The organism is Cellulomonas sp. McL0606 (assembly GCF_058248365.1).
In genome coordinates this window covers 804,331-827,346 of the sequence record NZ_CM177779.1, presented here as the reverse complement: position 1 = coordinate 827,346, position 23,016 = coordinate 804,331, and the positions used below count along the sequence as shown (strand labels likewise).

At 72.0% G+C, this 23,016-nt stretch carries 20 protein-coding genes and 6 pseudogenes; 8 read left to right on the top strand and 18 right to left on the bottom strand.

The window, feature by feature from the left end:
* Nucleotides 1–88: 88 nt before the first annotated feature.
* The 3 genes and pseudogenes from AC38ZX_RS04270 to AC38ZX_RS04260 all read right to left on the bottom strand — a co-directional run bounded on the left by AC38ZX_RS04270 (nt 89) and on the right by AC38ZX_RS04260 (nt 3,796).
* Nucleotides 89–1,210: a BMP family lipoprotein gene (locus AC38ZX_RS04270; RefSeq protein ID WP_426594616.1), complete on the bottom strand. Its 1,122-nt coding sequence runs from the start codon at nt 1,208–1,210 to the stop codon at nt 89–91.
* A 204-nt stretch (nt 1,211–1,414) separates the two neighbouring features.
* Nucleotides 1,415–2,612: pseudogene (locus tag AC38ZX_RS04265) on the bottom strand (amidohydrolase).
* 82 nt (nt 2,613–2,694) lie between these two features.
* Nucleotides 2,695–3,796 (bottom strand): annotated as a pseudogene (locus AC38ZX_RS04260) (mannose-1-phosphate guanylyltransferase).
* 227 nt (nt 3,797–4,023) lie between these two features.
* Between AC38ZX_RS04260 and sdhC the strand changes: the two are divergent.
* The 5 genes and pseudogenes from sdhC (at nt 4,024) to AC38ZX_RS04235 (ending at nt 8,380) form a co-directional block, all read left to right on the top strand.
* Nucleotides 4,024–4,359, top strand: a complete 336-nt coding sequence (gene sdhC / locus AC38ZX_RS04255) for a succinate dehydrogenase, cytochrome b556 subunit (protein WP_426595873.1) — start codon at nt 4,024–4,026, stop codon at nt 4,357–4,359.
* Nucleotides 4,359–4,815 (top strand): annotated as a pseudogene (gene sdhD, locus AC38ZX_RS04250) (succinate dehydrogenase, hydrophobic membrane anchor protein). The gene sdhC and the pseudogene sdhD overlap by 1 nt, the downstream one beginning before the upstream one ends.
* Nucleotides 4,816–4,843: 28 nt before the next feature.
* Entirely contained in the window at nt 4,844–6,694 is a 1,851-nt protein-coding gene (sdhA, locus tag AC38ZX_RS04245) for a succinate dehydrogenase flavoprotein subunit (protein ID WP_426594612.1), read from the top strand.
* A complete protein-coding gene (locus tag AC38ZX_RS04240; RefSeq protein ID WP_491296447.1) occupies nt 6,694–7,461 on the top strand; it encodes a succinate dehydrogenase iron-sulfur subunit in 768 nt (255 codons plus the stop codon). Before sdhA ends, AC38ZX_RS04240 begins: the two co-directional genes overlap by 1 nt.
* A gap of 7 nt (nt 7,462–7,468) precedes the next feature.
* On the top strand, nt 7,469–8,380 hold the full coding sequence (locus AC38ZX_RS04235; protein WP_491296446.1) for a phosphotransferase: 912 nt from the start codon (nt 7,469–7,471) through the stop codon (nt 8,378–8,380).
* Here AC38ZX_RS04235 and AC38ZX_RS04230 read toward each other — a convergent pair.
* The 8 genes from AC38ZX_RS04230 to sigE form a co-directional block, all read right to left on the bottom strand.
* Nucleotides 8,304–9,287, bottom strand: a complete 984-nt coding sequence (locus AC38ZX_RS04230) for a YihY/virulence factor BrkB family protein (RefSeq protein WP_491296445.1) — start codon at nt 9,285–9,287, stop codon at nt 8,304–8,306. The two genes, AC38ZX_RS04235 and AC38ZX_RS04230, sit on opposite strands and share 77 nt — an antisense overlap.
* 77 nt (nt 9,288–9,364) lie before the next feature.
* Nucleotides 9,365–10,381: a YihY/virulence factor BrkB family protein gene (locus AC38ZX_RS04225; RefSeq protein WP_491296444.1), complete on the bottom strand. Its 1,017-nt coding sequence runs from the start codon at nt 10,379–10,381 to the stop codon at nt 9,365–9,367.
* Nucleotides 10,382–10,391: 10 nt separating this feature from the next.
* A complete protein-coding gene (locus tag AC38ZX_RS04220) occupies nt 10,392–10,841 on the bottom strand; it encodes a 2'-5' RNA ligase family protein (RefSeq protein ID WP_491297294.1) in 450 nt (149 codons plus the stop codon).
* Nucleotides 10,842–10,959: 118 nt separating this feature from the next.
* Nucleotides 10,960–11,994 (bottom strand): tryptophan--tRNA ligase, encoded by a 1,035-nt coding sequence (trpS, locus tag AC38ZX_RS04215; RefSeq protein ID WP_491296443.1) that lies wholly within the window; start codon nt 11,992–11,994, stop codon nt 10,960–10,962.
* 53 nt (nt 11,995–12,047) lie between these two features.
* Nucleotides 12,048–12,437 (bottom strand): twin-arginine translocase TatA/TatE family subunit, encoded by a 390-nt coding sequence (locus AC38ZX_RS04210; RefSeq protein ID WP_491296442.1) that lies wholly within the window; start codon nt 12,435–12,437, stop codon nt 12,048–12,050.
* A 41-nt stretch (nt 12,438–12,478) separates the two neighbouring features.
* Nucleotides 12,479–14,044 carry a S1C family serine protease gene (locus tag AC38ZX_RS04205; RefSeq protein ID WP_426594603.1) on the bottom strand — a complete coding sequence of 522 codons (1,566 nt, stop codon included), beginning with the start codon at nt 14,042–14,044 and terminating at the stop codon, nt 12,479–12,481.
* A complete protein-coding gene (locus AC38ZX_RS04200; protein ID WP_491296441.1) occupies nt 14,041–15,012 on the bottom strand; it encodes a zf-HC2 domain-containing protein in 972 nt (323 codons plus the stop codon). Before AC38ZX_RS04200 ends, AC38ZX_RS04205 begins: the two co-directional genes overlap by 4 nt.
* Nucleotides 15,009–15,590, bottom strand: coding sequence for an RNA polymerase sigma factor SigE (gene sigE, locus AC38ZX_RS04195; RefSeq protein WP_491296440.1), 582 nt, complete (start codon nt 15,588–15,590; stop codon nt 15,009–15,011). Before sigE ends, AC38ZX_RS04200 begins: the two co-directional genes overlap by 4 nt.
* A 193-nt stretch (nt 15,591–15,783) precedes the next feature.
* Here sigE and AC38ZX_RS04190 point away from each other — a divergent pair, with 193 nt between their 5' ends.
* Nucleotides 15,784–16,416, top strand: coding sequence for an O-methyltransferase (locus tag AC38ZX_RS04190; protein WP_426595871.1), 633 nt, complete (start codon nt 15,784–15,786; stop codon nt 16,414–16,416).
* On the opposite strand, the gene AC38ZX_RS04185 is transcribed toward AC38ZX_RS04190, so the two are convergent.
* Entirely contained in the window at nt 16,406–16,576 is a 171-nt protein-coding gene (locus tag AC38ZX_RS04185; protein ID WP_491296439.1) for a hypothetical protein, read from the bottom strand. The two genes, AC38ZX_RS04190 and AC38ZX_RS04185, sit on opposite strands and share 11 nt — an antisense overlap.
* Between AC38ZX_RS04185 and AC38ZX_RS04180 the strand changes: the two are divergent.
* A pseudogene (locus tag AC38ZX_RS04180) lies at nt 16,506–16,946 on the top strand (MFS transporter); the annotation flags it as partial. The gene AC38ZX_RS04185 and the pseudogene AC38ZX_RS04180 sit on opposite strands and share 71 nt — an antisense overlap.
* Nucleotides 16,947–17,094: 148 nt before the next feature.
* Nucleotides 17,095–18,039, top strand: coding sequence for an MFS transporter (locus AC38ZX_RS04175; protein ID WP_491296438.1), 945 nt, complete (start codon nt 17,095–17,097; stop codon nt 18,037–18,039).
* A gap of 18 nt (nt 18,040–18,057) precedes the next feature.
* On the opposite strand, the gene AC38ZX_RS04170 is transcribed toward AC38ZX_RS04175, so the two are convergent.
* The 6 genes and pseudogenes from AC38ZX_RS04170 to AC38ZX_RS04145 form a co-directional block, all read right to left on the bottom strand.
* A complete protein-coding gene (locus AC38ZX_RS04170) occupies nt 18,058–18,963 on the bottom strand; it encodes a leucyl aminopeptidase family protein (RefSeq protein WP_491296437.1) in 906 nt (301 codons plus the stop codon).
* A gap of 238 nt (nt 18,964–19,201) precedes the next feature.
* Nucleotides 19,202–19,654 (bottom strand): annotated as a pseudogene (locus AC38ZX_RS04165) (leucyl aminopeptidase family protein); the annotation flags it as partial.
* Nucleotides 19,655–19,656: 2 nt separating this feature from the next.
* Entirely contained in the window at nt 19,657–19,824 is a 168-nt protein-coding gene (locus tag AC38ZX_RS04160; protein WP_013772033.1) for a DUF3117 domain-containing protein, read from the bottom strand.
* Between the two features lie 190 nt (nt 19,825–20,014).
* Complete coding sequence (locus tag AC38ZX_RS04155) at nt 20,015–21,262, bottom strand: hypothetical protein (protein ID WP_491296436.1); 1,248 nt, start codon at nt 21,260–21,262, stop codon at nt 20,015–20,017.
* A complete protein-coding gene (gene folP / locus AC38ZX_RS04150) occupies nt 21,259–22,170 on the bottom strand; it encodes a dihydropteroate synthase (RefSeq protein WP_491296435.1) in 912 nt (303 codons plus the stop codon). The genes AC38ZX_RS04155 and folP overlap by 4 nt, the downstream gene beginning before the upstream one ends.
* A pseudogene (locus tag AC38ZX_RS04145) lies at nt 22,167–22,984 on the bottom strand (LOG family protein). The gene folP and the pseudogene AC38ZX_RS04145 overlap by 4 nt, the downstream one beginning before the upstream one ends.
* Nucleotides 22,985–23,016 lie beyond the last annotated feature (32 nt).

Genomic DNA, 23,016 nt, shown 5'->3' with positions numbered 1-23,016 from the left:
CCTGGTCCGACACTAGGACCACGACGGTCCCGGACGCGACCGAGCCGGTCCGGGCGTGGCGCCCAGACCGGCTCGATCGATACGACGACTACGACGACGAAGGCGAGCTCTTCGACTCGACCTTGATCTTGCCGGAGATGATGTCGGCCTTCAGCTGGTCGACCTCCTTCTTCAGGTCGGCCGGAACCTGCGACTCGAGGTCGTGGTACGGCGCGATGCCGACGCCCTGGTTCTCGAGGGTGCCGACGTACGGCGTCGCGTCGAAGTTGCCCTTGGCGGCGTCCGTCACGGCCGAGTCGACGGCCGCACCGATGAGCTTCATCACGGAGGTGAGGATCACCGACGACGAGTCGGGGTTGATGAGCGCACCGTCGGAGTCGACCCAGATGACGAGCGTGCCGGGGGTGGCCTTGGCCGTGGTGAGGGCGTCGAGCGCGGCGCCGCCGGCGACGGGCAGGATGATGTCCGCGCCCTGGGCGACGAGCGAGTCGGCGTTGGCCTTGCCGGAGCCCGGCGCGAACGGCGCGTCCGGCGGGTTGAACAGGCCGGTCTGGGCCTTCTCGTCCCAGCCGAGCAGCTGGACGCTCTTGCCCTTGACCTCGTTGTACTTGGCGATGCCCTCGGCGAAGCCGTCCATGAAGACGGTCACCGTCGGGATGGCCAGGCCACCGTAGGTGCCGACCTTGCCGGTCTTGGTCATGCCCGCGGCCAGGTAGCCGGCGAGGTAGGCCGCCTGCGCGGTGTCGAACTGGAGCGGCTTGACGTTGTCCAGCGTCACGGCCTTGCCGGCGGCGTCGGTGGGCAGGGCGTCGACGAGCGCGAAGTCGACGTCGGTGTTCGCCTTGGCGGCGTCCGCCGTCGCGGTCGACAGCTTGAAGCCGACCGAGACGATCATGTTGCAGTTCTGGCTGAGCAGGTTGTCGATGTTCGGCGCGTACGCGTCGTCCGTCTTCGACTCGGCCTGAGCGGTCTGGATGCCCAGGTCCTTCTTGACCTGGTTCAGGCCGTTGAGACCCGACTCGTTGAACGACTTGTCGTTGAAGCCGCCCGAGTCGGACACGATGCAGCCCTTGAAGTCGGACATCGCGGCACCGGCAGACGACGTCGGCGAGGACGACGAACCCGAGTTGTTGTCCGGGGCACTGCCACACGCCGCAAGCGCGAGCGCGAGCGCCCCGCCGAGCGCAGCAACTCGAATGATCCTGTTCACGCGCGTCTCCTGAATCTCGTCAGCACCCGGTCCAGCGCAACGGCGGCGTGATGGCTCGACGATGCGTCGCCACGTGCCCCTGGCTGCCCGGTATTGATGGTTCGGACACTAGCCAGCCGCGTGTGACGAGCACGTTACCGGTGGGTATCCCCGCAGGTTCCGTTATCGACTTGGTACATCTGACCAGCCCGCGGACGGGACGTCTCAACCCGCGAGCAGTGCGGCTCTGGCGAGGAACAGAGCGCCCACCTCGATCGCGCGCTCGTCCACGCGCAGGTCGCCCTGATGGATGTCGTACGTGTGGCCGCCGGGCGTGCGCGTGCCGAGGCGTGCCATGGCGCCGGGCACCTTGGTCAGGTACCAGGCGAAGTCCTCGCCGCCGAGCGACTGCTCCGTGAGCAGCACCGATCCGGCACCGAGCACGTCGCGCGCAGCCTCCTCCAGCACCCCGGTCGCGCTCGAGGCGTTCTCCACCGGAGGGACCCCTCGGTGGTGGCGCACCTCGACCTGCACCTCGAGCGAAGCGACGACGTTCTCGACCGCGTCGTGGAACACCTCCGACGCCTTCTCCCAGGCCCGCACGTCGAGGCAGCGCAGCGTGCCGCGGACGACCCCGGTTGTCGGGATCGCGTTGTGCGCCGATCCCGCCTGGACCGCGCCCCAGGTGAGGTTGACGCCTGAGCGGGGGTCCAGCCGGCGGCCGAGGATCGCGGGGACCTGCGTGATCACCTGCCCGAGCGCGAAGACCACGTCACCGGTCAGGTGCGGTCGCGAGGTGTGGCCGCCCGCACCGGAGATCGTGACCGTGACCTCGTCGCTGGCCGACGTGATCGGCCCGATGCGCGTACCCACCTGACCGACGTCGACCTTGGGGTCGCAGTGGAACGCGAAGATCTGTCCGACGCCGTCGAGGCCGCCCGCCGCGATGACGTCGAGCGCACCGCCGGGCTGGACCTCCTCGGCCGGCTGGAAGACGAGCCGGACCCCGGTGGTCAGCTCGTCGGCGACGCGCGCCAGCAGCAGACCGGCGCCCAGCACGGCCGTGGTGTGCACGTCGTGGCCGCACGCGTGCGCGACGCCCCGCACGGTCGACGCCCAGGGCAGGCCGGTCGTGTCGGGCAACGGCAGCGCGTCGAGGTCGGCCCGGAGCGCGATCCGCTGCCGCCCGGTGGCCGCCGGACCCGGACCGATGTCGCAGACCAGGCCGGAGCCGGGCAGCAGGTGCGGTTCGAGGCCGGCGGCTCGCAGCCGGTCGACGAGCAGCCCCGTGGTGCGCACCTCGGTGCGCCCGAGTCTCCGGGTGCGCGTGGATGTCCCGACGGACTGCGACGAGCTCGTCTCGCAGGTCGTCGTACGACGCGACCAGCCGCGCCGCCACGGCCTCGGAGGGCGCGGGGCGCAGCGACGTCAACGGGGCGACGGTGGTGAGGTCAGGCACGGATCGACCCTAGCCGCGGCCGGCGTGCCGCACCGCGCACGTCCACCTACAGCAGGTCGTCCCGACCCGCCGCGCGCCAGGCGTCGACCCCCTGCTTCACCGACTGGGCGCGCGCGCGGGTGGTGACGAGCACCGCGTCGGGCGTGTCGACGACGACCGCGTCCGGCAGGCCGATCACGGTCACCGTGCGCCCCTCGCCGGTCACCACGAGCGACCCGTCCGAGTCGATCCGCTGCACCGCCGACTGGTCGCCGAGCGTCCCACCGGCCAGCAGCAGCGCGAGCGACGCGAAGTCACCGACGTCGTCCCACCCGAAGTCGCCGGGCACCACCGCGACACCGCCGGCCGCCGCGACGGGCTCGGCGATGGCGTGGTCGATCGCGATCTTGGTCAATCCGGGCCAGACACGCTCGAGCACCGCCTGCCGGTCCGGGCCGTCCCAGGCGGCGGCGATCTCGACCAGCCCCGCGGCGAGCACCGGGCTGCGCGGCGAGGTGGTCCAGCAGCACGCGCGCCCGCACGATGAACATGCCCGCGTTCCAGCGGTACTCGCCCGTGGCGAGGTAGGCCGCCGCGGTCTCGGCGTCGGGCTTCTCGGTGAAGCCGACGACGTGCTGGGCCCGCCGCGCCTCGTCGAGACCCAGGCTCGCTCCCGACCGTACGTAGCCGAGGGCCGTGGTGGGCTCGGTCGCCCGGATGCCGATCGTCACGACATAGCCCGCCTGGGCGGCGACGACGCCCTCGCGCACCGTCTCCTCGAACGCCTCGGTGCCCGAGATGACGTGGTCGGCCGCGAACGACCCGAGGATCACGTCCGCACCGTGCCGTTCCAGCAGGACGGCGGCGGCGAGCCCGATGGCCGCCATGGAGTCGCGCGGGGACGGCTCGGCCAGCACCTGGTCGGCGCCCAGCTCGGGCAGCTGGTCAGCGACCGCCGCCGCGTGCTTGGCCCCCGTGACCACGAGCACGCCCTGTGCCAGGGGAGCCAGCCGGTCGACCGTGCCCTGCAGCAGGGTGCGCCCGGTGCCGGTCAGGTCGAGCAGGAACTTGGGGTGACCCGCCCGCGAGAGGGGCCAGAGCCGGGTACCGGCGCCGCCGGCCGGGATGACGGCGTGGAAGGCCTGGATGGGGGTGCTGCTGGTGGGCATGGGGGCCAGGGTAGCCAGGACTCACCCCCGGCCCAGCATGTGGAGTACCTCACAGGTTGCCGTCCCCGTCGCGTCGCGGTGGATGTCGTTCACTACAGTGAGGTCGTCTAGGGACGCCGTCGTCCGCACCTCTGACTCGCCAGGAGGATCCCCCAGTGTCCGCAGCGCCCGATGCGCCGGTGAAGCGCAAAGCGCCCGCCGGGACGCTCTACCGAGGGCGGGAAGGCATGTGGTCGTGGGTCGCGCACCGCGTCACCGGCGTCGCGATCTTCTTCTTCCTCCTCGTGCACGTCCTCGACACGTCGCTCGTGCGGCTCTCCCCCGAGGACTACAACTCCGTGATCGGCACGTACAAGAACCCGATCATGGGTCTCGGTGAGGCCGGCCTCGTGGCCGCGATCGTGTTCCACGCGTTCAACGGGATCCGCATCATCCTGGTGGACTTCTGGGCGAAGGGTCCGAAGTACCAGCGGCTGATGCTCTGGATCGTCCTCGGTCTGTTCGTCGTGACGATGGCCGGGTTCCTGCCCCGCCACCTCATGCACGTGTTCGGGGGCGAGTGATGAGCACGATCGCCGACCCGAAGGCGCCCCGCGCCCCCAAGGCCCGGCCCTCGCGACTGACCACGCGCGGCAACACCGCTCTACGGCTGGGTGTTCATGCGGGCCTCCGGCGTGATCCTGCTGGTCCTGATCTTCGGCCACCTGTTCGTCAACCTCTGGCTGGGCCAGGGCGTCAAGGCGATCGACTTCGGCTTCGTCGCCGGCAAGTGGGCGTCGCCGTTCTGGCAGGTCTGGGACCTGCTGATGCTCTGGCTGGCCATGATCCACGGCACCAACGGGGTGCGGACGATCATCAACGACTACGCGGAGCGGGACGGCCTGCGGCTCTTCCTCAAGGGCCTGCTGTACCTCGCCTTCATCATCGTGGTCGTGCTGGGCACGCTGGTCATCTTCACGTTCGACCCGTGCCCGACCGGCTCGCCTGCGGACCTGCTGCCGTCGTTCTGTACTGCCTGACCCACCATCAAGGAAGGCATCGACCCCGATGCAGACCCACCAGTACGACGTCGTGATCGTCGGCGCGGGCGGCGCAGGCATGCGTGCCGCCCTCGAGTCCTCCACGCGCGTACGCACCGCCGTCATCTCCAAGCTCTACCCGACGCGCTCCCACACGGGCGCGGCGCAGGGCGGCATGTGCGCCGCGCTGGCCAACGTCGAGGAGGACAACTGGGAGTGGCACACGTTCGACACCGTCAAGGGTGGTGACTACCTGGTCGACCAGGACGCCGCCGAGGTGATGGCCAAGGAGGCCATCGACGCGGTGCTGGACCTGGAGAAGATGGGCCTGCCGTTCAACCGCACGCCCGAGGGCAAGATCGACCAGCGCCGCTTCGGCGGGCACACGCGCAACCACGGCGAGGCGGCCGTGCGCCGGTCCTGCTACGCCGCCGACCGTACGGGTCACATGATCCTGCAGACGCTCTACCAGCAGTGCGTGAAGAACGAGGTCGAGTTCTTCAACGAGTTCTACGTGCTGGACCTTCTGGTGGACCACGACCTCGCCGCCGGGCACGTGCCCGAGGGCGAGGAGGTCAACGTCTCGGGCGTGGTGGCCTACGAGCTGGCCACCGGCGAGATCCACGTGTTCCGGGCCAAGTCCGTCGTGCTGGCCACGGGCGGCGCGGGCAAGATCTACAAGACGACGAGCAACGCGCACACGCTGACCGGCGACGGCATGGCGCTGGCCTACCGCCGCGGCATCCCGCTCGAGGACATGGAGTTCTTCCAGTTCCACCCGACCGGCCTGGCGGGTCTGGGCATCCTGCTCAGCGAGGCGGCGCGCGGCGAGGGCGGCATCCTGCGCAACTCCGAGGGCGAGCGCTTCATGGAGCGCTACGCCCCCACGATCAAGGACCTGGCCCCCCGCGACATCGTCGCCCGGTCGATGGCCAACGAGGTGCGCGAGGGCCGCGGCGCCGGTCCGAACAAGGACTACGTGCTGCTCGACCTGACGCACCTCGAGCCCGCGCACATCGACGCCAAGCTGCCGGACATCACCGAGTTCGCCCGCACCTACCTCGGCATCGAGCCCTACACCGAGCCCGTGCCCGTGTACCCGACCGCGCACTACGCCATGGGCGGGATCCCCACCAACATCGAGGCGGAGGTCCTGCGCAACCAGACCGACGTCATCCGTGGGCTGTACGCCGCCGGCGAGGTCGCCTGCGTGAGCGTGCACGGCTCCAACCGGCTGGGCACCAACTCGCTGCTCGACATCAACGTGTTCGGCAAGCGCGCCGGGATCTCGGCCGCGGCCTATGCGCTGCAGGCGTCCTGGGTCGAGCTGCCCGAGGGTGCCGCGGACTCCGTCGTCGCCGGTCTCGAGGAGATCCGCACGCGGCCCGACGGCGAGCGCGTGGCGGACCTGCGCAAGGCCCTGCAGGAGTCGATGGACCTGAACGCCCAGGTGTTCCGCACCAAGGACTCGCTGCAGCAGGCGCTCGACGACATCAAGGACCTGCAGAAGCGGTTCCGGCACGTGAGCGTCCAGGACAAGAGCCGGATGTTCAACACCGACCTGCTCGAGGCCGTCGAGCTCGGCTTCCTGCTCGACATCGCCGAGACCGTCGTCGTCGGCGCCCTCAACCGCGACGAGTCGCGCGGCGGGCACTTCCGCGAGGACTTCCCGAACCGCGACGACAAGAACTACATGCTGCACACGATGGCGTACCGCCGGCCGCTGCCCGCCAAGGGCCACCGCCTGTGGGGCACGGACGGCGACGGCGACCACAAGGGAGCCTTCGCCCACACCACCGTGTTCGAGGACTACCAGCTCGTGCTGGGCTCCAAGCCCGTCACGGTGACCCGCTACCAGCCGATGGAGCGCAAGTACTGATGACCGCCACCCTGGAAGGCACGGCCGCGGCGACGGCGACCCCGGTGATCCCGTCCTTCGACGTCACCCTCAAGGTCCGCCGGTACCTGCCCGGCGACGACGGCTCGGCCGAGCCGTACTGGGACGAGTTCACGGTGCGCATGCACGGCACCGACCGGGTGCTGGACGCCCTGCACAAGGTGAAGTGGGAGGAGGACGGGTCGCTCACGTTCCGTCGTTCCTGCGCCCACGGCGTGTGCGGTTCCGACGCGATGCGCATCAACGGCCGCAACCGCCTGGCCTGCAAGACGCTGCTCAAGGACCTCGACCTCAAGAAGCCGATCACCGTCGAGCCCATCAAGGGCCTCCCGGTGATCAAGGACCTCGTGGTCGACATGGAGCCGTTCTTCGCCTCCTACCGCGAGATCATGCCCTTCCTGATCACTTCGGGGAACGAGCCCACCAAGGAGCGCCTGCAGAGCGCCGAGCAGCGCGCCCGGTTCGACGACACCACCAAGTGCATCCTCTGCGCCGCGTGCACCTCGTCGTGCCCCGTGTTCTGGACCGACGGGCAGTACTTCGGCCCAGCCGCGATCGTCAACGCGCACCGGTTCATCTTCGACAGCCGCGACGAGGGCGGGGCCCAGCGCCTCGAGATCCTCAACGACAAGGAGGGCGTGTGGCGCTGCCGCACCACCTTCAACTGCACCGAGGCATGCCCGCGCGGCATCGAGGTGACCAAGGCCATCCAAGAGGTCAAGAGGGCCATGATCACCCGGGCCTTCTGAGCCCGGCATGACCGACGAGGTCCTGCTCCCCGGCGGGAACGTCGGAGGTGCGGTGCGCGTCGGCGACACGGTGCGCAGACCGACCGGCCCGTGGACGCCCGCCGTGCACGAGCTGCTCGACTTCCTCGCGGCGGCCGGCGTCGAGAAGATCCCGCGCGTGCTGGGCATCGACGAGCGGGATCGGGAGATCCTGACGTTCCTGCCCGGGCACGTGCTCGACATCCACACCGAGCGGCCCAGCCCCGCGCAGACGACGTCGGCCATGCGCTGGTTGCGCACGTTCCACACGGCGGTGGCGGGCTTCCCCCGCGCGAACCGGCGGTGGCGGTTCGTCGAGCGGGCGCTGCGGCCCGGCGAGATCGTCTGCCACCACGACACGGCGGTCTACAACCTGGTCTTCGACGGCGACGACCTCGCCGGGGTGTTCGACTGGGACGTGGCCGGCCCGGGCGTCCCGCTCGACGACGTCGCGATGTACGCGTGGAGCTCGGCCCTGCTCCATCCCGGTGCCGATGCGGCGGAGGTGGTCGACGGCCTGCGCACGATCGCGGACGGGTACGGCGACCTGGACGTGCGCGCCCTGCTCGAGCACGTGCCCGTCCGGATCACCGCGGCCACCGACCGCATCCGAGCGGGCCAGCTGGCCGGCGATCCCGGCATGCTGCGGCTCGGGAGCGTCGGGGAGCCCGCGTCGACGCTGGCCCGGCTGGGCGCCCTCACCGCGCGGTTCCCCGAGCTTCCGCGAGCGACTCGCCTAGGGCGATCGGTGCGGGTCGTCCGGTCCCCTCGCGGCACTGGCCGGCGGGCTCACGATCATGGGCTCGGGCGCCCTCGTAGGGGCGTCACGTCGCCGGCAAACGTGACGCCGACTTGTCGACATAGGGCGGGTCCGCGGTCCAGGCGGCCGCCAGCAGGATGATGCGTGCGATCAGGTTGATCCAGACGAGCAGCGTGACCAGCACCGCCACGGAGGCGAACAACGGGTTCCTGGTCGCGCTGCCGGTCACCACCGCGGTGCCCAGCAGGCGCACCGTGCCGAGCCCGACCGCCGCGAGCCCCGCACCCTGCAGGAGGTCCCTGCGCGGCGGGCGCTGAGCGGCCAGCGCGGTCACGATGAGGACGAACATCCCGGCATCGACGACGAAGGCGACGGTGAAACCCAGGACGGAGAGCACCGACGTCGTCACGCTCCCCCACCCGAGTGCACCGAGGATCCACTGCGCCGCCGAGGTGACGGCGATCGTCACGATGGCCGAGAGCAGCACGGCGAGCGCCGCCACCGCGAAGCCGCCCAGCTCGCGCGCCTTGCCGCGGATCCCGTTGCCGCGCGGGTCGTCGTCGGCGAACATCGCGCGCACGGACTTGCGCAGCGCGGCGACCGCGGCGATCGCGCTGACCAGGAGCACGAGGACGGCGATCACGCTGGTGATCGTCAGGCTCGTGTTGAGCACGAGGCTCTTCGCGCTGATCATGCCGTTGCCGTCGCCGGTGTCGATGAGCCCGGGCAGCGCCTCGTCCACGGCATCGAGCACCTGGTTGCGGAGCCGCTCGTTGTCACCCAGCACCGCCATGAACGCGGTGAAGCCGATGGTCAGTGCGGCGACGACGGAGAACAGCGTCGCGTAGGCGATACCGCCCGTCAGCACACCCCCGCTCCGCACCGCGAAGCGGGCATACGCTCGCATGGGTCGCGTGTGCTTGACCCAGTCCCACGACGCCATGCCGCGCGCGACGAGCGAGCGCGGCTCCGGCGGTGACTCGGCAGCGAGCGCATGAGCCTGTGCCGCACCCGAGCCGGCGGCCGGGTGGGCGTCCTCGGTCCTCATGTCCTGCACCCTAGGTGGGGCCCAGCGCCGCCCTGGGCATCCTCCGCCGCTCCGGTCAGCGCGCCGTCACGCCGGCGTCAGGCGCGGTCGGCCTCGGACGGCTCCTTCTCGTCCTGCGGGTCGGCGCGCGGCACCTTCTCGACGTAGGGCGGGTCGGCGGTCCAGGCCGAGGCGAGCAGGATGATGCGCGCGATCAGGTTGATCCACAGGAGCAGCGTGACGATCACCGCGACCGACGCGAACAACGGGTTCTTGTTGACGCTCCCGGCCACCACCTGGGTGCCGAGCAGGCGCACCACGCCCAGCCCGATCCCCGCGAGCACGGCACCCTGGAGCAGGTCCTTGCGAGGCGGGTGCTGACCGGCGAGCACGGTCACGACGAGGACGAACACCCCCGCATCGACCAGGAACGCGACGAGCACCCCGGCCACCGTCAGCACCGTCGTGGTCGCGCCGCCCCAGCCGAGGCCGCTCAGGATCCACTGGGTCACGGTGGTCACCGCGATGGTGATGATCGCGGACACCAGCACCGCGATCGCCATGCCCGCGAACCCACCCAGCTCGCGCGCCTTGACGATCACGCCGTTGGTGCCCGTGCCGTCGTCGGCGAACATCGCCTGCACGCCCTTGCGCATGGCCGACACCGCCGCGAGCGCGCTGAGCAGGAGGACGACGACGGCGATGGCGCCGGTGATCGTCAGACCCTTGTTCAGCACCAGGTCGTCGGGGTTGATCCCACCGCCGCCGTCGCCGTTGTCGACGAGGCCGGGCAACGCCTTGTCGACGGCGTCGAGCACCTGCTGGCGGAGCTCGTCGTTGCCGCCCAGCACCTTCATGAAGATCGTGTAGCCGATGGTCAGCGCGGCAAACACGGAGAACAGCGCCGCGTACGCGATGCCGCCGGTCAGCACTCCTCCGCCGCGGACGCCGAAGCGGGCGTTGGCGCGCATCGCCCGGGTGTGGCTGACCCAGTCCCATGCCGTCCTGGCACGGGACACGAGCCCGGGCTTGGCCGGGGGCGGCTCCTCCGCCGCGAGGGCGTGCGCGTGCGCGGCGCCTGCGCCGACAGCAGGTTGCGCGCCCTGGGGGGTCATGCCCTGCACCCTAGGTCGGGCTGACGACCCCGGCATCTGCTGCCGCCCCGGTCAGCGAGAAGTCGCGGACGGGCCGCCACACACCGTCGTCACCGTGCGCGTAGCTGTGAAAGCTGTCCACCAGGAACGAGGCGTCGAACCCGGCCAGATCGGCGTACGCCGAGTCGAGCTGCTCGTCGGCAACCTCGTGCGCCACGGTGACGTGCGGGTGGTAGTCGAACCGCAGCTCCTGCTCGAGCACGTGCGACCGGACGCTGCGCTCCAGCGCGGCACAGCCCGAGGAGCCCTCGACGAGCTGGACGAACACCACCGGCGAGACCGGGCGGAACGTCTCGGTCCCGCGCAGGTGCACGAGGAACGGCCTGTGCGACGCGGCGACGGACGAGAGGTGCTCGTCGACCGCCTCGATCTCGTCGGGATCGACCACGGTGGGTCCGAGCAGCGTGATGTGCGGCGGGATGAAGTCCGCCCACGGGTCGCCGAACCGCCCGCGAGCCGCCTGCAGGACGGTGCTGTACGGCTCGGGGATCGTGATCGCGACACCGATGCGCAGCTTGTCCCCGAGCGCTCCGGCAGCTTCACGCGCGGACCCGCGCGCGACGCGGCAGCAGGCCCGCGCGGTCGTACAGCCGCTCCAGCGTCACCGCGGCGCGGTCGCGGGCACGGTCGGCGCCGTCGGCCAGCACGTCGTCGAGGGAGGCCGGGTCCGAGAGGTAGCCGTTGACCCGCGCCTGGAACGGGCGCAGGAAGTCGACCACGACCTCGGCGAGGTCGACCTTGAGGTGGCCGTACCCCTTTCCGGCGTAGTCCTGCTCGAGGGACTCGACCGACCGACCCGTGAGCGCCGAGTAGATGGACAGCAGGTTCGAGATGCCCGGCTTGTGCTCCGGGTCGAAGCGGATCTCGGTGCCGTCGTCGGTCACCGCGCTCTTGATCCGCTTGGTGACGACCGTGGGGTCGTCGAGAAGCTCGATCAGACCGTTCGGGCTCTCCGAGGACTTGCTCATCTTGGCCGTCGGGTCCTGCAGGTCGTAGATCTTCGCGGTGGCCTTGACGATGTACGGCTCAGGAACGACGACGGTGTCCGCGCCGAACCGTGAGTTCATCCGGTTGGCCAGGTCGCGCGTCAGCTCGAGGTGCTGGCGCTGGTCCTCGCCGACGGGGACGAGCGTCGTGTCATAGAGCAGGATGTCCGAGGCCATGAGCACCGGGTAGGTGAACAGCCCGACCGTCGTTCCCTCGGTCCCGTGCTTGCCGGACTTGTCCTTGAACTGCGTCATCCGGTTGGCCTCGCCGAAGGCGGTGTGGCAGGACAGCAACCACGCCAGCTCGGCGTGCTCGGGCACGTGCGACTGGACGAACAGGATCGAGCGGTCCGGGTCGACGCCCGCCGCGAGGTACTGAGCCGCCGTGCGCCGGGTGCGGTCACGCAGCACCGCCGGATCGGGGCCGACCGTCAGCGCGTGCAGGTCCACCACGCAGTAGAGGGCGTCGTGCTCCTCCTGGAGCGCCACCCACTGGGTCAGCGCCCCGAGGTAGTTGCCGAGCTGGAGGGAGTCGGACGTGGGCTGCATCCCGGAGAAGATGCGCGACGACTGCGGCGCCAAGTGCATCCGCCCATTCTGACAGGTCGACGGGGCCGCGGTGGCCGGGTCGGACTCGTCGGTCAGGTCGCCTCGTCGTCGAACGGCGGCGATACCGGTACGGCGGGGACCGCGGCGGCTGCCGCTCCTCCGCGGACCGCCGTGGTGGCAGGGGTCGAGGCCGACGGCTTGGTGACGGGTCGGACGGGCGGGGTCGGGTCGTCGAGCAGCGCCTCGCGCACGATCCGGCGCGGGTCGTACCGACGAGGGTCGAGCGACGCCCAGTCGACGTCCTTGGCCTCGTCGCCGAGCTCCTCGTCGACACGCGCCTTGGCCTCACGCAGGAACACCCGCCCGCGCCGCACCAGCTTGCCCAGCTGCTCGGCGTACCCGGGCAGCCGCGCGGGACCGATCACGAGCGCGGCAACGAGCAGGAGGATGATCCACTCTCCGCCGTTGATGTCGAACAACACCGCGTCAGCCTACTCGTCGAGCCTGAGGCCGTTCCGCGCGATCACGGAGCGTCGGACTCGTCCAGCTTGACCCGCACGTCCCGCTCCGCCGAACCCGTGCGGACGCGCAGCAGGACCGTGTCGCCGGGCGTGAGCGCGCGGATCGCGACGATCAGCTCGTCCGGCTGCGTCACCGGCCGGCCGTTGATCGCCAGGATGATGTCGCCCGGGTGGATGCCCGCCCGGTCGGCCGGGCCGTTGGCGCTGACCGGCGGCTGGCCGTTCTGGTCCGCGCCCGAGACCTGAACGCCCTCGCCCGAGTAGCTCTGGTCGAGGAGCACCCCGATGATCGGGAACGTCGCGTGACCGGTCTCGATCAGCTGGTCCGCCGTGCGGCGCACCTGGTTGGACGGGATGGCGAACCCGAGGCCGATGCTGCCGCCGACGCTGGCGGTGGAGCCCGGAGGCTGCGCGATCGCGGAGTTGATGCCGATGACCTCGCCCGCCGCGTTGACCAGCGGGCCGCCGGAGTTGCCGGGGTTGATCGCGGCGTCGGTCTGGATCGCGTTGATGAACGCCGTGCTGCTCGCGTCACCGGCCGTGACCGGGCGGTTGAGCGCGCTGACGATGCCGGTGGTCACGGTGCCGGCCAGGCCGAGGGGTGCGCCGATGGCGACGACGGGGTCGCCCACGACGACCTTGCCCGAGTCGCCCAGCCGCAGGGGTGTGAGGCCGTCGACGTCGACCTTCAGCACCGCGAGGTCGTAGTCGGACGTGCTGCCGACGATCGTCGCGGGCTTCTCGCTGCCGTCGACGAACGTCACCGTGATCGTGGTGGAGGCCGCGTTGTCGGCCTGCGCGATGACGTGGTGGTTGGTCACCAGGTAGCCGTCCTGGCGGAGCACGAAGCCGGATCCGGTGGCGCTGCCCTGGGCGCCGTCCACCTGGATCGACACCACGCTCGGCAGGACGCCGCCGGCGATGCCCGCGACCGAGTCCGGCGCCCGCTCGATGGATGCGGTGCCGGTCCCGGCCGGCGGGAGACCGGCGTCCTGGAGGTGGTCGGTCGCCGAGATGCGCCCGCCGATGACGCCGCCCACCAGTCCCGCCACGAGGGCGAGCACGACGAGCGGGAAGATCCACACTGCCGACAGGGCGCGACGCTTCTTCTTGGTCCGGGTCTGCACGGCGGGGTGCGGCGGCTGACCCGGGGTCGGCACCGGGTTGGGGTACGTCGCGGCACCCCAGGGGGCGTGCGCGGCCGGCGACTGCTGGCTCCAGGGGTCGACCGGGCCTGCGCCCGGCGCGGGTGCGCTCGGCGGACCGGCGGGTGGGGTCCCCCAGCCGGCCGTCGCGGGGTACGCGCTCGCGACCTGCTGGGCGTGCGGCGGGGCGTAGGGGCTCGCGACCGGCTGCCCGTGCGGCGCGTACGGGTTCGAGGTGTGCGCGGGGACCTCGGGGGTCGTCGGCAGGCTGCGCTGGCCGGAGGGGGACGCGAAGGGGTTCGGGTCCGCCGCCCGAGGCTCGGGTTCGTCGTGCCGTTCGGCGGGGACCGGCGGGGCGTCGGGACCCGGTCGAGATCCGTCGTGCGCGTCACCCGGGGCGGACGGGTCGTCGGGCGTGCTCATGGTCGCTCGAGCGCTCCTGTCACCGTGTTCCAGCCCCGCGTGATCTGCGCGGGCACTCCGGCGTCGTACGCGCCGCCGGGAAAGGCTCCCACAAGCTGGTCCGCCGAGCCGCTCGACTCGGCAGCGACCACCTGCACGACCGTCGAGTCGGCCTGCCACACGATGTGCCAGGGCTCGTAGGAGAGCACGTAGACGTCACGCCCGCCGACCCGGCTGGTCGGCGCCCCCGCCAGCGCGTCCGTGTCCAGGTGACCCTGCTGCTCGGTCACCACGGCGGAACCCTCCGGGCCGACGACGTCGACCTCCAGCACGGTCGAGTCGTCGCCGGACCAGCGCACCGCGCTCACGGCCCAGCCGTCGGGCAGCTGCGACGGGAACGACCACTGGTGCGCCTGCAGCCACGCCACCGAGTCGCCGCCCGCACCCGCGCCGGCCACCCGGAGGCCGGTGTCGAAGGCGGCGGGCTGCCGGTCGGTGACCGCGCCGCCGAGCAGGCCGAGGTCGGAACCCGGGTGGCTGGTCGGCACGACGTCGGGCCGCTCCCCGAGCACGAAGAGCATCGCTGCGACGGCACCGAGCCCCGCCATCGACCCGGCGGCGATGCGGACGCTGGTCCGCTTCTGGCGCAGGTCGCCGCGGACCACCGACCGGCCGAGCCAGCCGCCGGAGGACGTCACGCCGTACGACGCCAGCTCGGAGCGCGACCCGGACGCCGGTGGGGCGAACGGGTCGGTGGGACGCGGGTCGGCCGGTGCACTGCCCGCGAGCGACAGCAGCCGCGCGGTCAGGTCGGGGGCGGGGCACGGCTCGTCGACGGACGCCAGCGCCGCGCGCGCGGACCGGGCCGCGCCGAGCTCGGACGCGCACTCGGGGCAGACCGCGACGTGGGCCAGCGCCCGCTCGGTGGCGGTCACCGACAGCTGGCCGTCGACGAGGGCGCTGATGCGCGAGCCGAGGTGCGCCGTCATCGCTGCGCGTCCGCGGTCGAGTCGTCGGAGGAGAAGACGCGCAACGCCTCGGGGGCGCGGTGCTCCAAGGACACGCGCAGGCGGGCCCTGGCCCGGTGGATCCTCGACCGCACGGTGCCGAGCTTGATGCCGAGCGTGACCGCGATCTCCTCGTAGGACAGGCCCTCGATGTCGCACAGGACGACCGCGGCCCGGTACTCGGGCGGCAGCTGGTCGAGCGCGCGCTGCACGTCGAGGTCCAGGTTCCCGTGCTCGAACGCCCGCTCGGGCGCACCGAGCTGGTCACCGGACGCGTACCGCTCGGCGTCCTCGCCCATGGCGTCCATGCGGATGCGCTGCTTGCGGCGGGCCTGGTCGAGGAACAGGTTGGTGGTGATGCGGTGCAACCAGCCCTCGAACGTGCCGGGCTGGTAGGAGTGCAGGGAGCGGAAGACGCGGACGAAGGTCTCCTGCGTGAGGTCCTCGGCGTCGAACCGGTTGCCGGTGAGGCGGTAGGCCAGCCGGTAGACCCGCGCGGAGTGGTCGCGGACGATGTCCTCCCACGCCGGTGCCTGCCAGGTGGCGGGCTCGGTGCTCATCGGGTGGTCTCCTCGCGCGTGTGTCAGGACACCCAACAGTCTCCCAGGCAAACCTGTGGGGCTCGAACCCATGCAACGCTCAGGAGGGGCGAAAGGTTTCCGCCTTCAGCGGATCGTCCGGCGTCCCACAGCGGGTTCTGTCGCGCCACTACGCTGGTCGAAGACCGCCCGAGAGAACCCGTAGGAGGCAGCCATCTCCACCGACAAGGCCCAGAGCTGGGTCTACTGCGAGGAGTTCGTGCCGGAGGACGACGTCCTGCTGCGCGCGCGTGAGCGGGCCGGCCAGCTCGGCTGCACGCCCGTCCTGCCGGGCTCAGGTGCGGCGCTGACCGTCCTGGCCGCCACGGTGTCCGCCCGGGCCGTCGTCGAGATCGGCACGGGTGCCGGCGTCGGATCGCTGTACCTGCTGCGGGGCATGCCGGCCGACGGCGTGCTCACCACGATCGACCTCGAGCTGGAGCACCAGCGCGCGGCGAAGGAGGCGTTCGCCGAGGAGGGCATCAAGCCCACCCGCACGCGGACGATCCCCGGCCGGGCGAGCGAGGTGCTCCCCCGCCTGACCGACGGCGCGTACGACCTGGTGTTCGTCGACGCCGACAAGGAGTCCTACCCGCAGTACGTCGAGCAGGCCGTGCGGATGCTGCGGTCCGGCGGCGTCCTGGCGGTCGACAACGCGCTCTGGCACGACCGCGTGGCCGACCCGGCGCGACGCGACGAGACGACGACGATCATCCGCGAGGTCGGCCGGACGGTGCGCACCGACGAGCGGCTCGTGTCCGCTCTGCTGCCCTCCGGCGACGGCCTGCTCGTCGCGGTCAAGCGGTGAGCTCCACCACCGCCAAGGCCTCCACCGCAGGCGCCGTCATCCTGACGCTCGGCGCCGGGCAGTTCCTCATGACCCTGGACAGCTCGGTCATGAACGTCGCGATCGCCACCGTCGCGGCGGACGTCGGGACGACCATCGAGGGCATCCAGACGGCGATCACGCTCTACACGCTGGTCATGGCGATGCTCATGATCCCGGGCGGCAAGGTCGGCACGCTGATCGGCCGCAAGCGCGCGTTCGCCATCGGCTGCGTGATCTACGGTGCCGGCTCGCTCACCACGGCCCTGGCGCCCAACCTGCCGGTCCTGCTGCTCGGCTGGTCGCTGCTCGAGGGGATCGGTGCGGCCTTGATCCTCCCGGCGATCGTGGCCCTCGTCGCCAGCAACGTGCCGGTGTCGGGCCGCCCGCGCGCCTACGGCCTGGTCATGGCGGCCGGGGCCGTCGCAGTCGCCCTCGGCCCGCTCATCGGTGGCTTCGCGACGACCTACTTCTCGTGGCGGTGGGTGTTCGCCGGCGAGGTCGTGGTGGTGCTGCTCATCCTGCTGCGGACCCGCAAGATCTCCGACCCGGAGACCGAGCGCGGCCCGAGGCTGGACGTCGTCGGCGCGATCCTGTCCGCCAGCGGGCTGGGGCTCGCGGTGTTCGGCGTGCTCCGCTCGAGCTTCCTGGGGCTGGGTCATGCCGAAGCCCGGCGGCCCGGCCGTCCTGGGTCTGTCGCCGACGATCGTCCTCGTGCTCGTCGGCGTCTTCGTCATCTGGCTGTTCGCCGCCTGGGAGCGCCGCACGGTGAGCCGCGGGCGCGAACCGCTCGTCCGGCTCGAGATGTTCGGCAACCGCCAGTTCACCGGCGGCCTGCTCATGTTCTTCTTCCAGTTCCTGGTGCAGGCGGGGCTGTTCTTCACCATCCCGCTCTATCTGTCGGTCGCGCTGGGGCTGTCCGCGATCGACACCGGCCTGCGGATCATGCCGCTGTCCATCACGCTCCTGCTCGCGGCCGCCGGCATCCCCCGGTTCTTCCCGAACGCGTCGCCGCGTCGCGTGGTCCGGCTCGGGCTGCTGTCGATGTGCCTGGGGATCGTCTCGCTGTTCACGGCCATGGAGTCGTCGGCGGGTCCGGAGATCGTCACCGTGCCGCTGCTGCTGGCGGGCCTCGGGATCGGCGCGCTGGCGTCCCAGCTGGGCAGCGTCACGGTCTCGGCGGTGCCGGCGGACGAGAGCGACGAGGTGGGTGGCCTGCAGAACACCGCGACCAACCTGGGCGCGTCGCTGGGTACCGCGCTCGCAGGCTCGATCCTCATCGCGATGCTCACGTCGTCGTTCCTGGCGGGGATCGCGCACAACGAGGCCGTCCCCGCGGAGGTGTCCAGCTCCGCGAGCGTCGAGCTGGCCGCCGGCATCCCGTTCATCTCCGATGCCGCGCTGGTGACCGCGCTCGAGGACGCAGGCGTGAGCGGCGACGCCGCCACGGCGATCGTCCACGAGAACGCGCAGGCGCGGCTCGACGGTCTGCGCAGCGCACTCGCCGTGCTGGCTCTCATCGCCGTCGTCGGGCTGTTCTTCACGGGCCGCATCCCGGCCGAGCAGCCGGGATCCGAGAAGAAGGCGGTCGTCGCGGCAGCCTGACCGGTCGGTGCTCGACGATCAGCGCAGGTCGTCGAGGTAACGCAGCAGCAGGCGTGCACCGAAGCCGGTGGCCCCCTCGCTGACCTCGTGCCTGTCCGAGGTCGAGCGGGCGGGACCGGCGATGTCGAGGTGGGCCCAGGTGCGGGTCCCGACGAAGTGCCGCAGGAACAGTGCGGCCGTGATCGAGCCGCCGCCGATCTTCTTGTCCAGCGGCACGTGACGCAGGTCGGCGACCTGCGAGCGCACCGCCTCCTCGTACTCCTCGACGAGCGGCATGTGCCACGCCCGCTCGCCCGACGCCTGCCCCGCCGCCACGAGGTCCTCGACGAGCAGCGGGTCGGCGGAGTAGAGGGCGGCGTGCTGCTTGCCCAGGCCGATGGTCGCGGCGCCCGTGAGGGTCGCCACGTCGATGAGCACGTCCGGGTCGAGGGTCGCGTCCGCCCAGGCGAGCGCGTCGGCCAGCACGAGGCGTCCCTCGGCATCGGTGTTGGCGATCTCGACGGTGGTGCCGCCGAACATCGTCAGCACGTCGCCGGGCCGGTACGAGGACGCGCCGACGTGGTTCTCGGCCAGCGGCAGGACCGCCGTGACGCGGTGCGCGACGCCGTCTGCGGCGGCCCCCAGGACGGTGGCCAGCGCCACCGCCGCCCCGGTCATGTCCGTCTTCATCGGGACCATCGCGTCGCTGGGCTTGATGGACAGCCCGCCGGTGTCGTACGTGATGCCCTTGCCGACGACCACCACGTGCTTGCCGGAGCCCGGTGTGAACGTCGCGGGCGTGTAGCCGACGGTGACGAGCCGCGGCGGCGACACGGACCCGGCCCCGACGGCCAGGATCCCGCCGAACTCGCCGAGCTCGCGTGGACCGCGGTCCGCCACGTCGAGCCCGGCAGCGGTGCCGAGCCGGCGTGCCTGCTCGGCCATCCATGCCGGGTTCTTGGTGTTCGAGGGCGTGGTCGCCAGGTCCCGGACCAGCCACGTGGCCGTCGCAGCCGTGCCAGCCGCGGCGATCGCTGCCGCCGCGCGGGTGCCGTCGCGACCGAGCAGGACGAAGCTCGGCGGGTGACTTGGTGTCGTCGTTCGCCGTGATGCGCAGCGGCGCGTACGCGGCGAGCAGGTAGCCCTCCGCGACGGCACGCGCCGCGGCCGCAGCCTGCGACGCGGTCTGCCGCGCCTCGGCGCCGATGGTGGTGACCACCCGACCCAGTCCGCGGGTGGCGCGCGCGAGGGCGGCACCCGCCCGTCGCAGGTCGTCGGGACGCCCGGCGCCGACGCCGACCAGCACGAGCCGGGGCGGCAGACCGGCCCACGGCAGGGCGACCGAAGAGCCGACCGGGCGCGGGAGCTGCAGGACGTAGAGGTCCCCGGGGTTGCCCGCCAGGCGGGCGCGCTCGCCGATCTCGGCGAGGTCGATGCCGTAGCGGGCGGCAGCGTCGGCGGTCCCCTCGCCGGGGACCAGCGCGTCGTCGCCGGCGCGCGCGGGCGAGACCGGGATCGCGACGGCGTCGGTCGCGCCGTCCGTGAGCAGCGTCGACGTGGCGATCGTCCCGCCGGCGAGCGTGACCGCCGGGAGCGTCCGCCCGATCCGGTCGGTCGATCCCCCTGAGCGTGCCATCGTCAGCTGACGACGGACGTCAGGGCCTCACCCAGCTCCGCGGCCTCGGTCGCGTTGAGCTCGACCACGAGCCGTCCCCCGCCTTCGAGCGGCACGCGCATGACGATGCCGCGGCCTTCCTTCGTGACCTCGAGGGGGCCGTCACCGGTCCTCGGCTTCATCGCGGCCATTCGGGGCGTCTCCTTCGCTCGTGCGTCCGGGCTGCGTGCGGCCAGTGTCGCGGGCGCGCTCGCGCGCACCTCACGTCTGCCTCGGCTGCCGGTTGTCCGGGATCCATCCTAGTTCACAGGATGGCCCTCACCTTGACCGATGCCGTCGCTGCCCCCCGATCGGACGGATGTCCAGGAGATCGGGCGTCGATCACGGGGGCCAGTCGGGCCCCGCGTTGGCCTGCCACATCTCCCGGACCCAGAGGAATTGCAGCCCGAACATGAGCAGCAGGACGCCCACGAACCACCACCGCCGGGCCGCCGTGGGGCGCGTGACCACACCCGCGGTCACGGCACCGAGCGGGTACGCGAGCAGCAGGAAGCGGGCGAGGCTGCTGCCCGGCTCGACGACGGCCGCGATGTAGACGACGTAGGCCGCCGCCCAGCTGTGCAGCTCGTTGCCCAGCCGCCAGGCCGCCGGCACCACGAGAACGGCGATCACCAGGGCGAAGCCCAGGACCACCACGGGGATCGCCAGGTCGCCGAACCAGAAGTTCGGGACGTAGGTCCAGCCGTAGAACGGCGCCACGCTCCGCACGCCCCGCCACGCCTCCTGCGTCTGCAGGTACCCGTCCGACACGCCGGTCACCCACCCGCAGACGGCCGGCCACAGCAGCCCGGACGCCGCGGACCAGACGGTCAGCAGCCCCAGACCCACCGCGGTACGCCAGGTGAACGTGTCGGTCTGCCGGCGCGCGTTCCACCAGCGCACCGCCGCGTGCACGACCACGACGGCTGCCATGGGCAGGGCGACGGCCCGCGTGAACCCGAGCGCCAGCACGGCGGCAGCCATCCAGGCGTAGTGCCGCCGGATCAGCAGCAGCAGCGCGGCCGCGATCAGGGCCAGGGCGAGGGCCTCGGAGTAGGCCGTCTGCAGCACGGCGGCGGTCGGGAAGACGCTGACCAGCGCGACCGTGGCGAGCGGCAGGCCGGGGCGCGCACGGACCGCACGCGGCGCGCCCTGGTCGACGGCCCGGTAGATCAGCAGCATCGCGACGGCACCCAGGAGCAGCGCGACGGTCGGCGCCGCGACCTCCCAGGGCAGCCGGGTGATCTCCATGACAGCCCGCGTCAGGAACGGGAACAGCGGGTAGAACGCCCAGGCGTTCTGCTGCACGTCGCCGGCCGCGCCCACGGGCAGCTGCGCGGGGTAGCCGCTCTCGGCGATCTGGCGGTACCAGCTGCCGTCGAACATGAACCCGACGTACGGGAAGTAGCCCGGGTGCGGTCCGGTCCACGCGTTCTGGCCCTGCACGGAGGCCACCCAGAGGAAGACGACGGTCGTGGCCAGCCGCGCTCCCGCATAGACGGCGAGCACCTGCACCCACCACGGCCGCGTCCGGGACCAGTCCCACAACCGTGCGGCGCCGGTCGGCTCGGCCACGGCTGCGTCGCTCACACCAGTCCTCTCACCGTCCTGGCGGGGGCTCGGTCCCCGCGGATCGTGGCGACCATATCGAGTGTCCGGCGGGTCGCGCGCACGTCGTGCGCCCGGAACACCCGCGCCCCGAGCCAGGCCGCGACGGCGGTGGCGGCCAAGGTCCCCTCGAGCCGGTCCTCCGCGGGCAGGTCCAGGCTCTCGCCGACGAAGTCCTTGCGGGACAGCGCCATGAGCACCGGATGGCCGAGCGCGACGAGCGCCTCTGTGCGGCGGACCAGGTGCAGGCTGTGCCAGGTGTTCTTGCCGAAGTCGTGCGTGGGGTCGACGAGGATGCTGTCCGGGTCGATGCCCAGCTCCGTCGCCCGGCGCGCCGCGGCGGACACCGTGCGCACCACGTCGTCGAGCACGCCGTCCAGCGGGTCGCCGCCCGGCGTCGCGGGGTACTCGACGCGGAAAGGGTCGGTGCGCGGCCGGGCGCCGCCGGTGTGCGAGCAGACGATCCCGAGTCCCCGCTCGGCCGCGACCTCGACCAGGCCCGGGTCGTGGCCGGCCCACGTGTCGTTGATGAGGTCCGCGCCCGCGTCGGCGGCGGCGCGGGCGACCTCGGCGCGCCAGGTGTCGACGGAGACCAGCAGCTCCGGGTGTCGTCGACGCACCCGCTCGACCAGCGGGATCACACGGGCGATCTCCTCGCCGGGCTCGACCCGCGGCCCGCGGCCCGCACGGACCCCGCCGAGGTCGACGATGTCGGCACCCTCGTCGACCGCGCGCGAGACGGCGTCGTCGGCCGTGGCGTCGTCGTACCGGGCGGGAGCGTAGAACGAGTCCGGCGTGCGGTTGACGACGGCCATCACGACCGGGCGGTCCGGGCCGATCTCGCGGCCCCGCAGGCGAAGGGGGGCGCCCGCGAGGGGGACCACGCTCACGGGCTCTCCGGCGACTGCTGCGCGAGCGCGGTCTCGGCGGCCGCCCGTTCCTCCTCCGCACGCAGCTCCGCGCCGCGCGCCAGGACCGCCGCCACGGCCTCCTCGGCGGTGTCGACGAGCTTGATCAGCTCGAGGTCGGCGCTGCCGACCATCCCCCGGTCCAGGACGGAGCCGACCACCCAGTCGAGGAGACCCTGCCAGTACGCGCGCCCGACGAGGACGATCGGGAAGCTGATCACCTTGTGCGTCTGGACCAGCGTCAGGGCCTCGAACAGCTCGTCGAACGTGCCGAAGCCACCGGGCAGCACGACGAAGCCCTCGGAGTACTTCATGAACATCGTCTTGCGCGCGAAGAAGTACCGGAAGTTCACGCCGAGGTCGACGAACGCGTTCATCCCCTGCTCGAACGGCAGCCGATGCCGAGCCCGACCGACAGCCCGCCGGCACCCTTGGCGCCCCGGTTCGCGGCCTCCATGATCCCGGGACCGCCACCGGTGATGACCGCGTACCCCGCCTGGGCCAGGCGTCCGCCGACCTCGATGCCGATGGCGTAGTCGGGGTGGTCGACGGGTACGCGAGCGGACCCGAAGACACTGACCGCCCGACCGACCTCCGCGAGCGCCCCGAAGCCCTCGACGAACTCGCTCTGGATGCGCATGACGCGCCAGGGGTCACCGTGCAGCCAGTCCGCTTCCTCGGAGCCGCTGCTGAGCAGCCGCTGGTCGGAGGTGGTCTTGGGGATCTGCTGGCCGCGCAGCAGGACCGGGCCCCTGCGGTAGCCGAGCCCCGGTGCGGGCTGACCGTCGTCGCTCATGCCCCGACTCTAGGTGCGCCGACGGCCCGGCA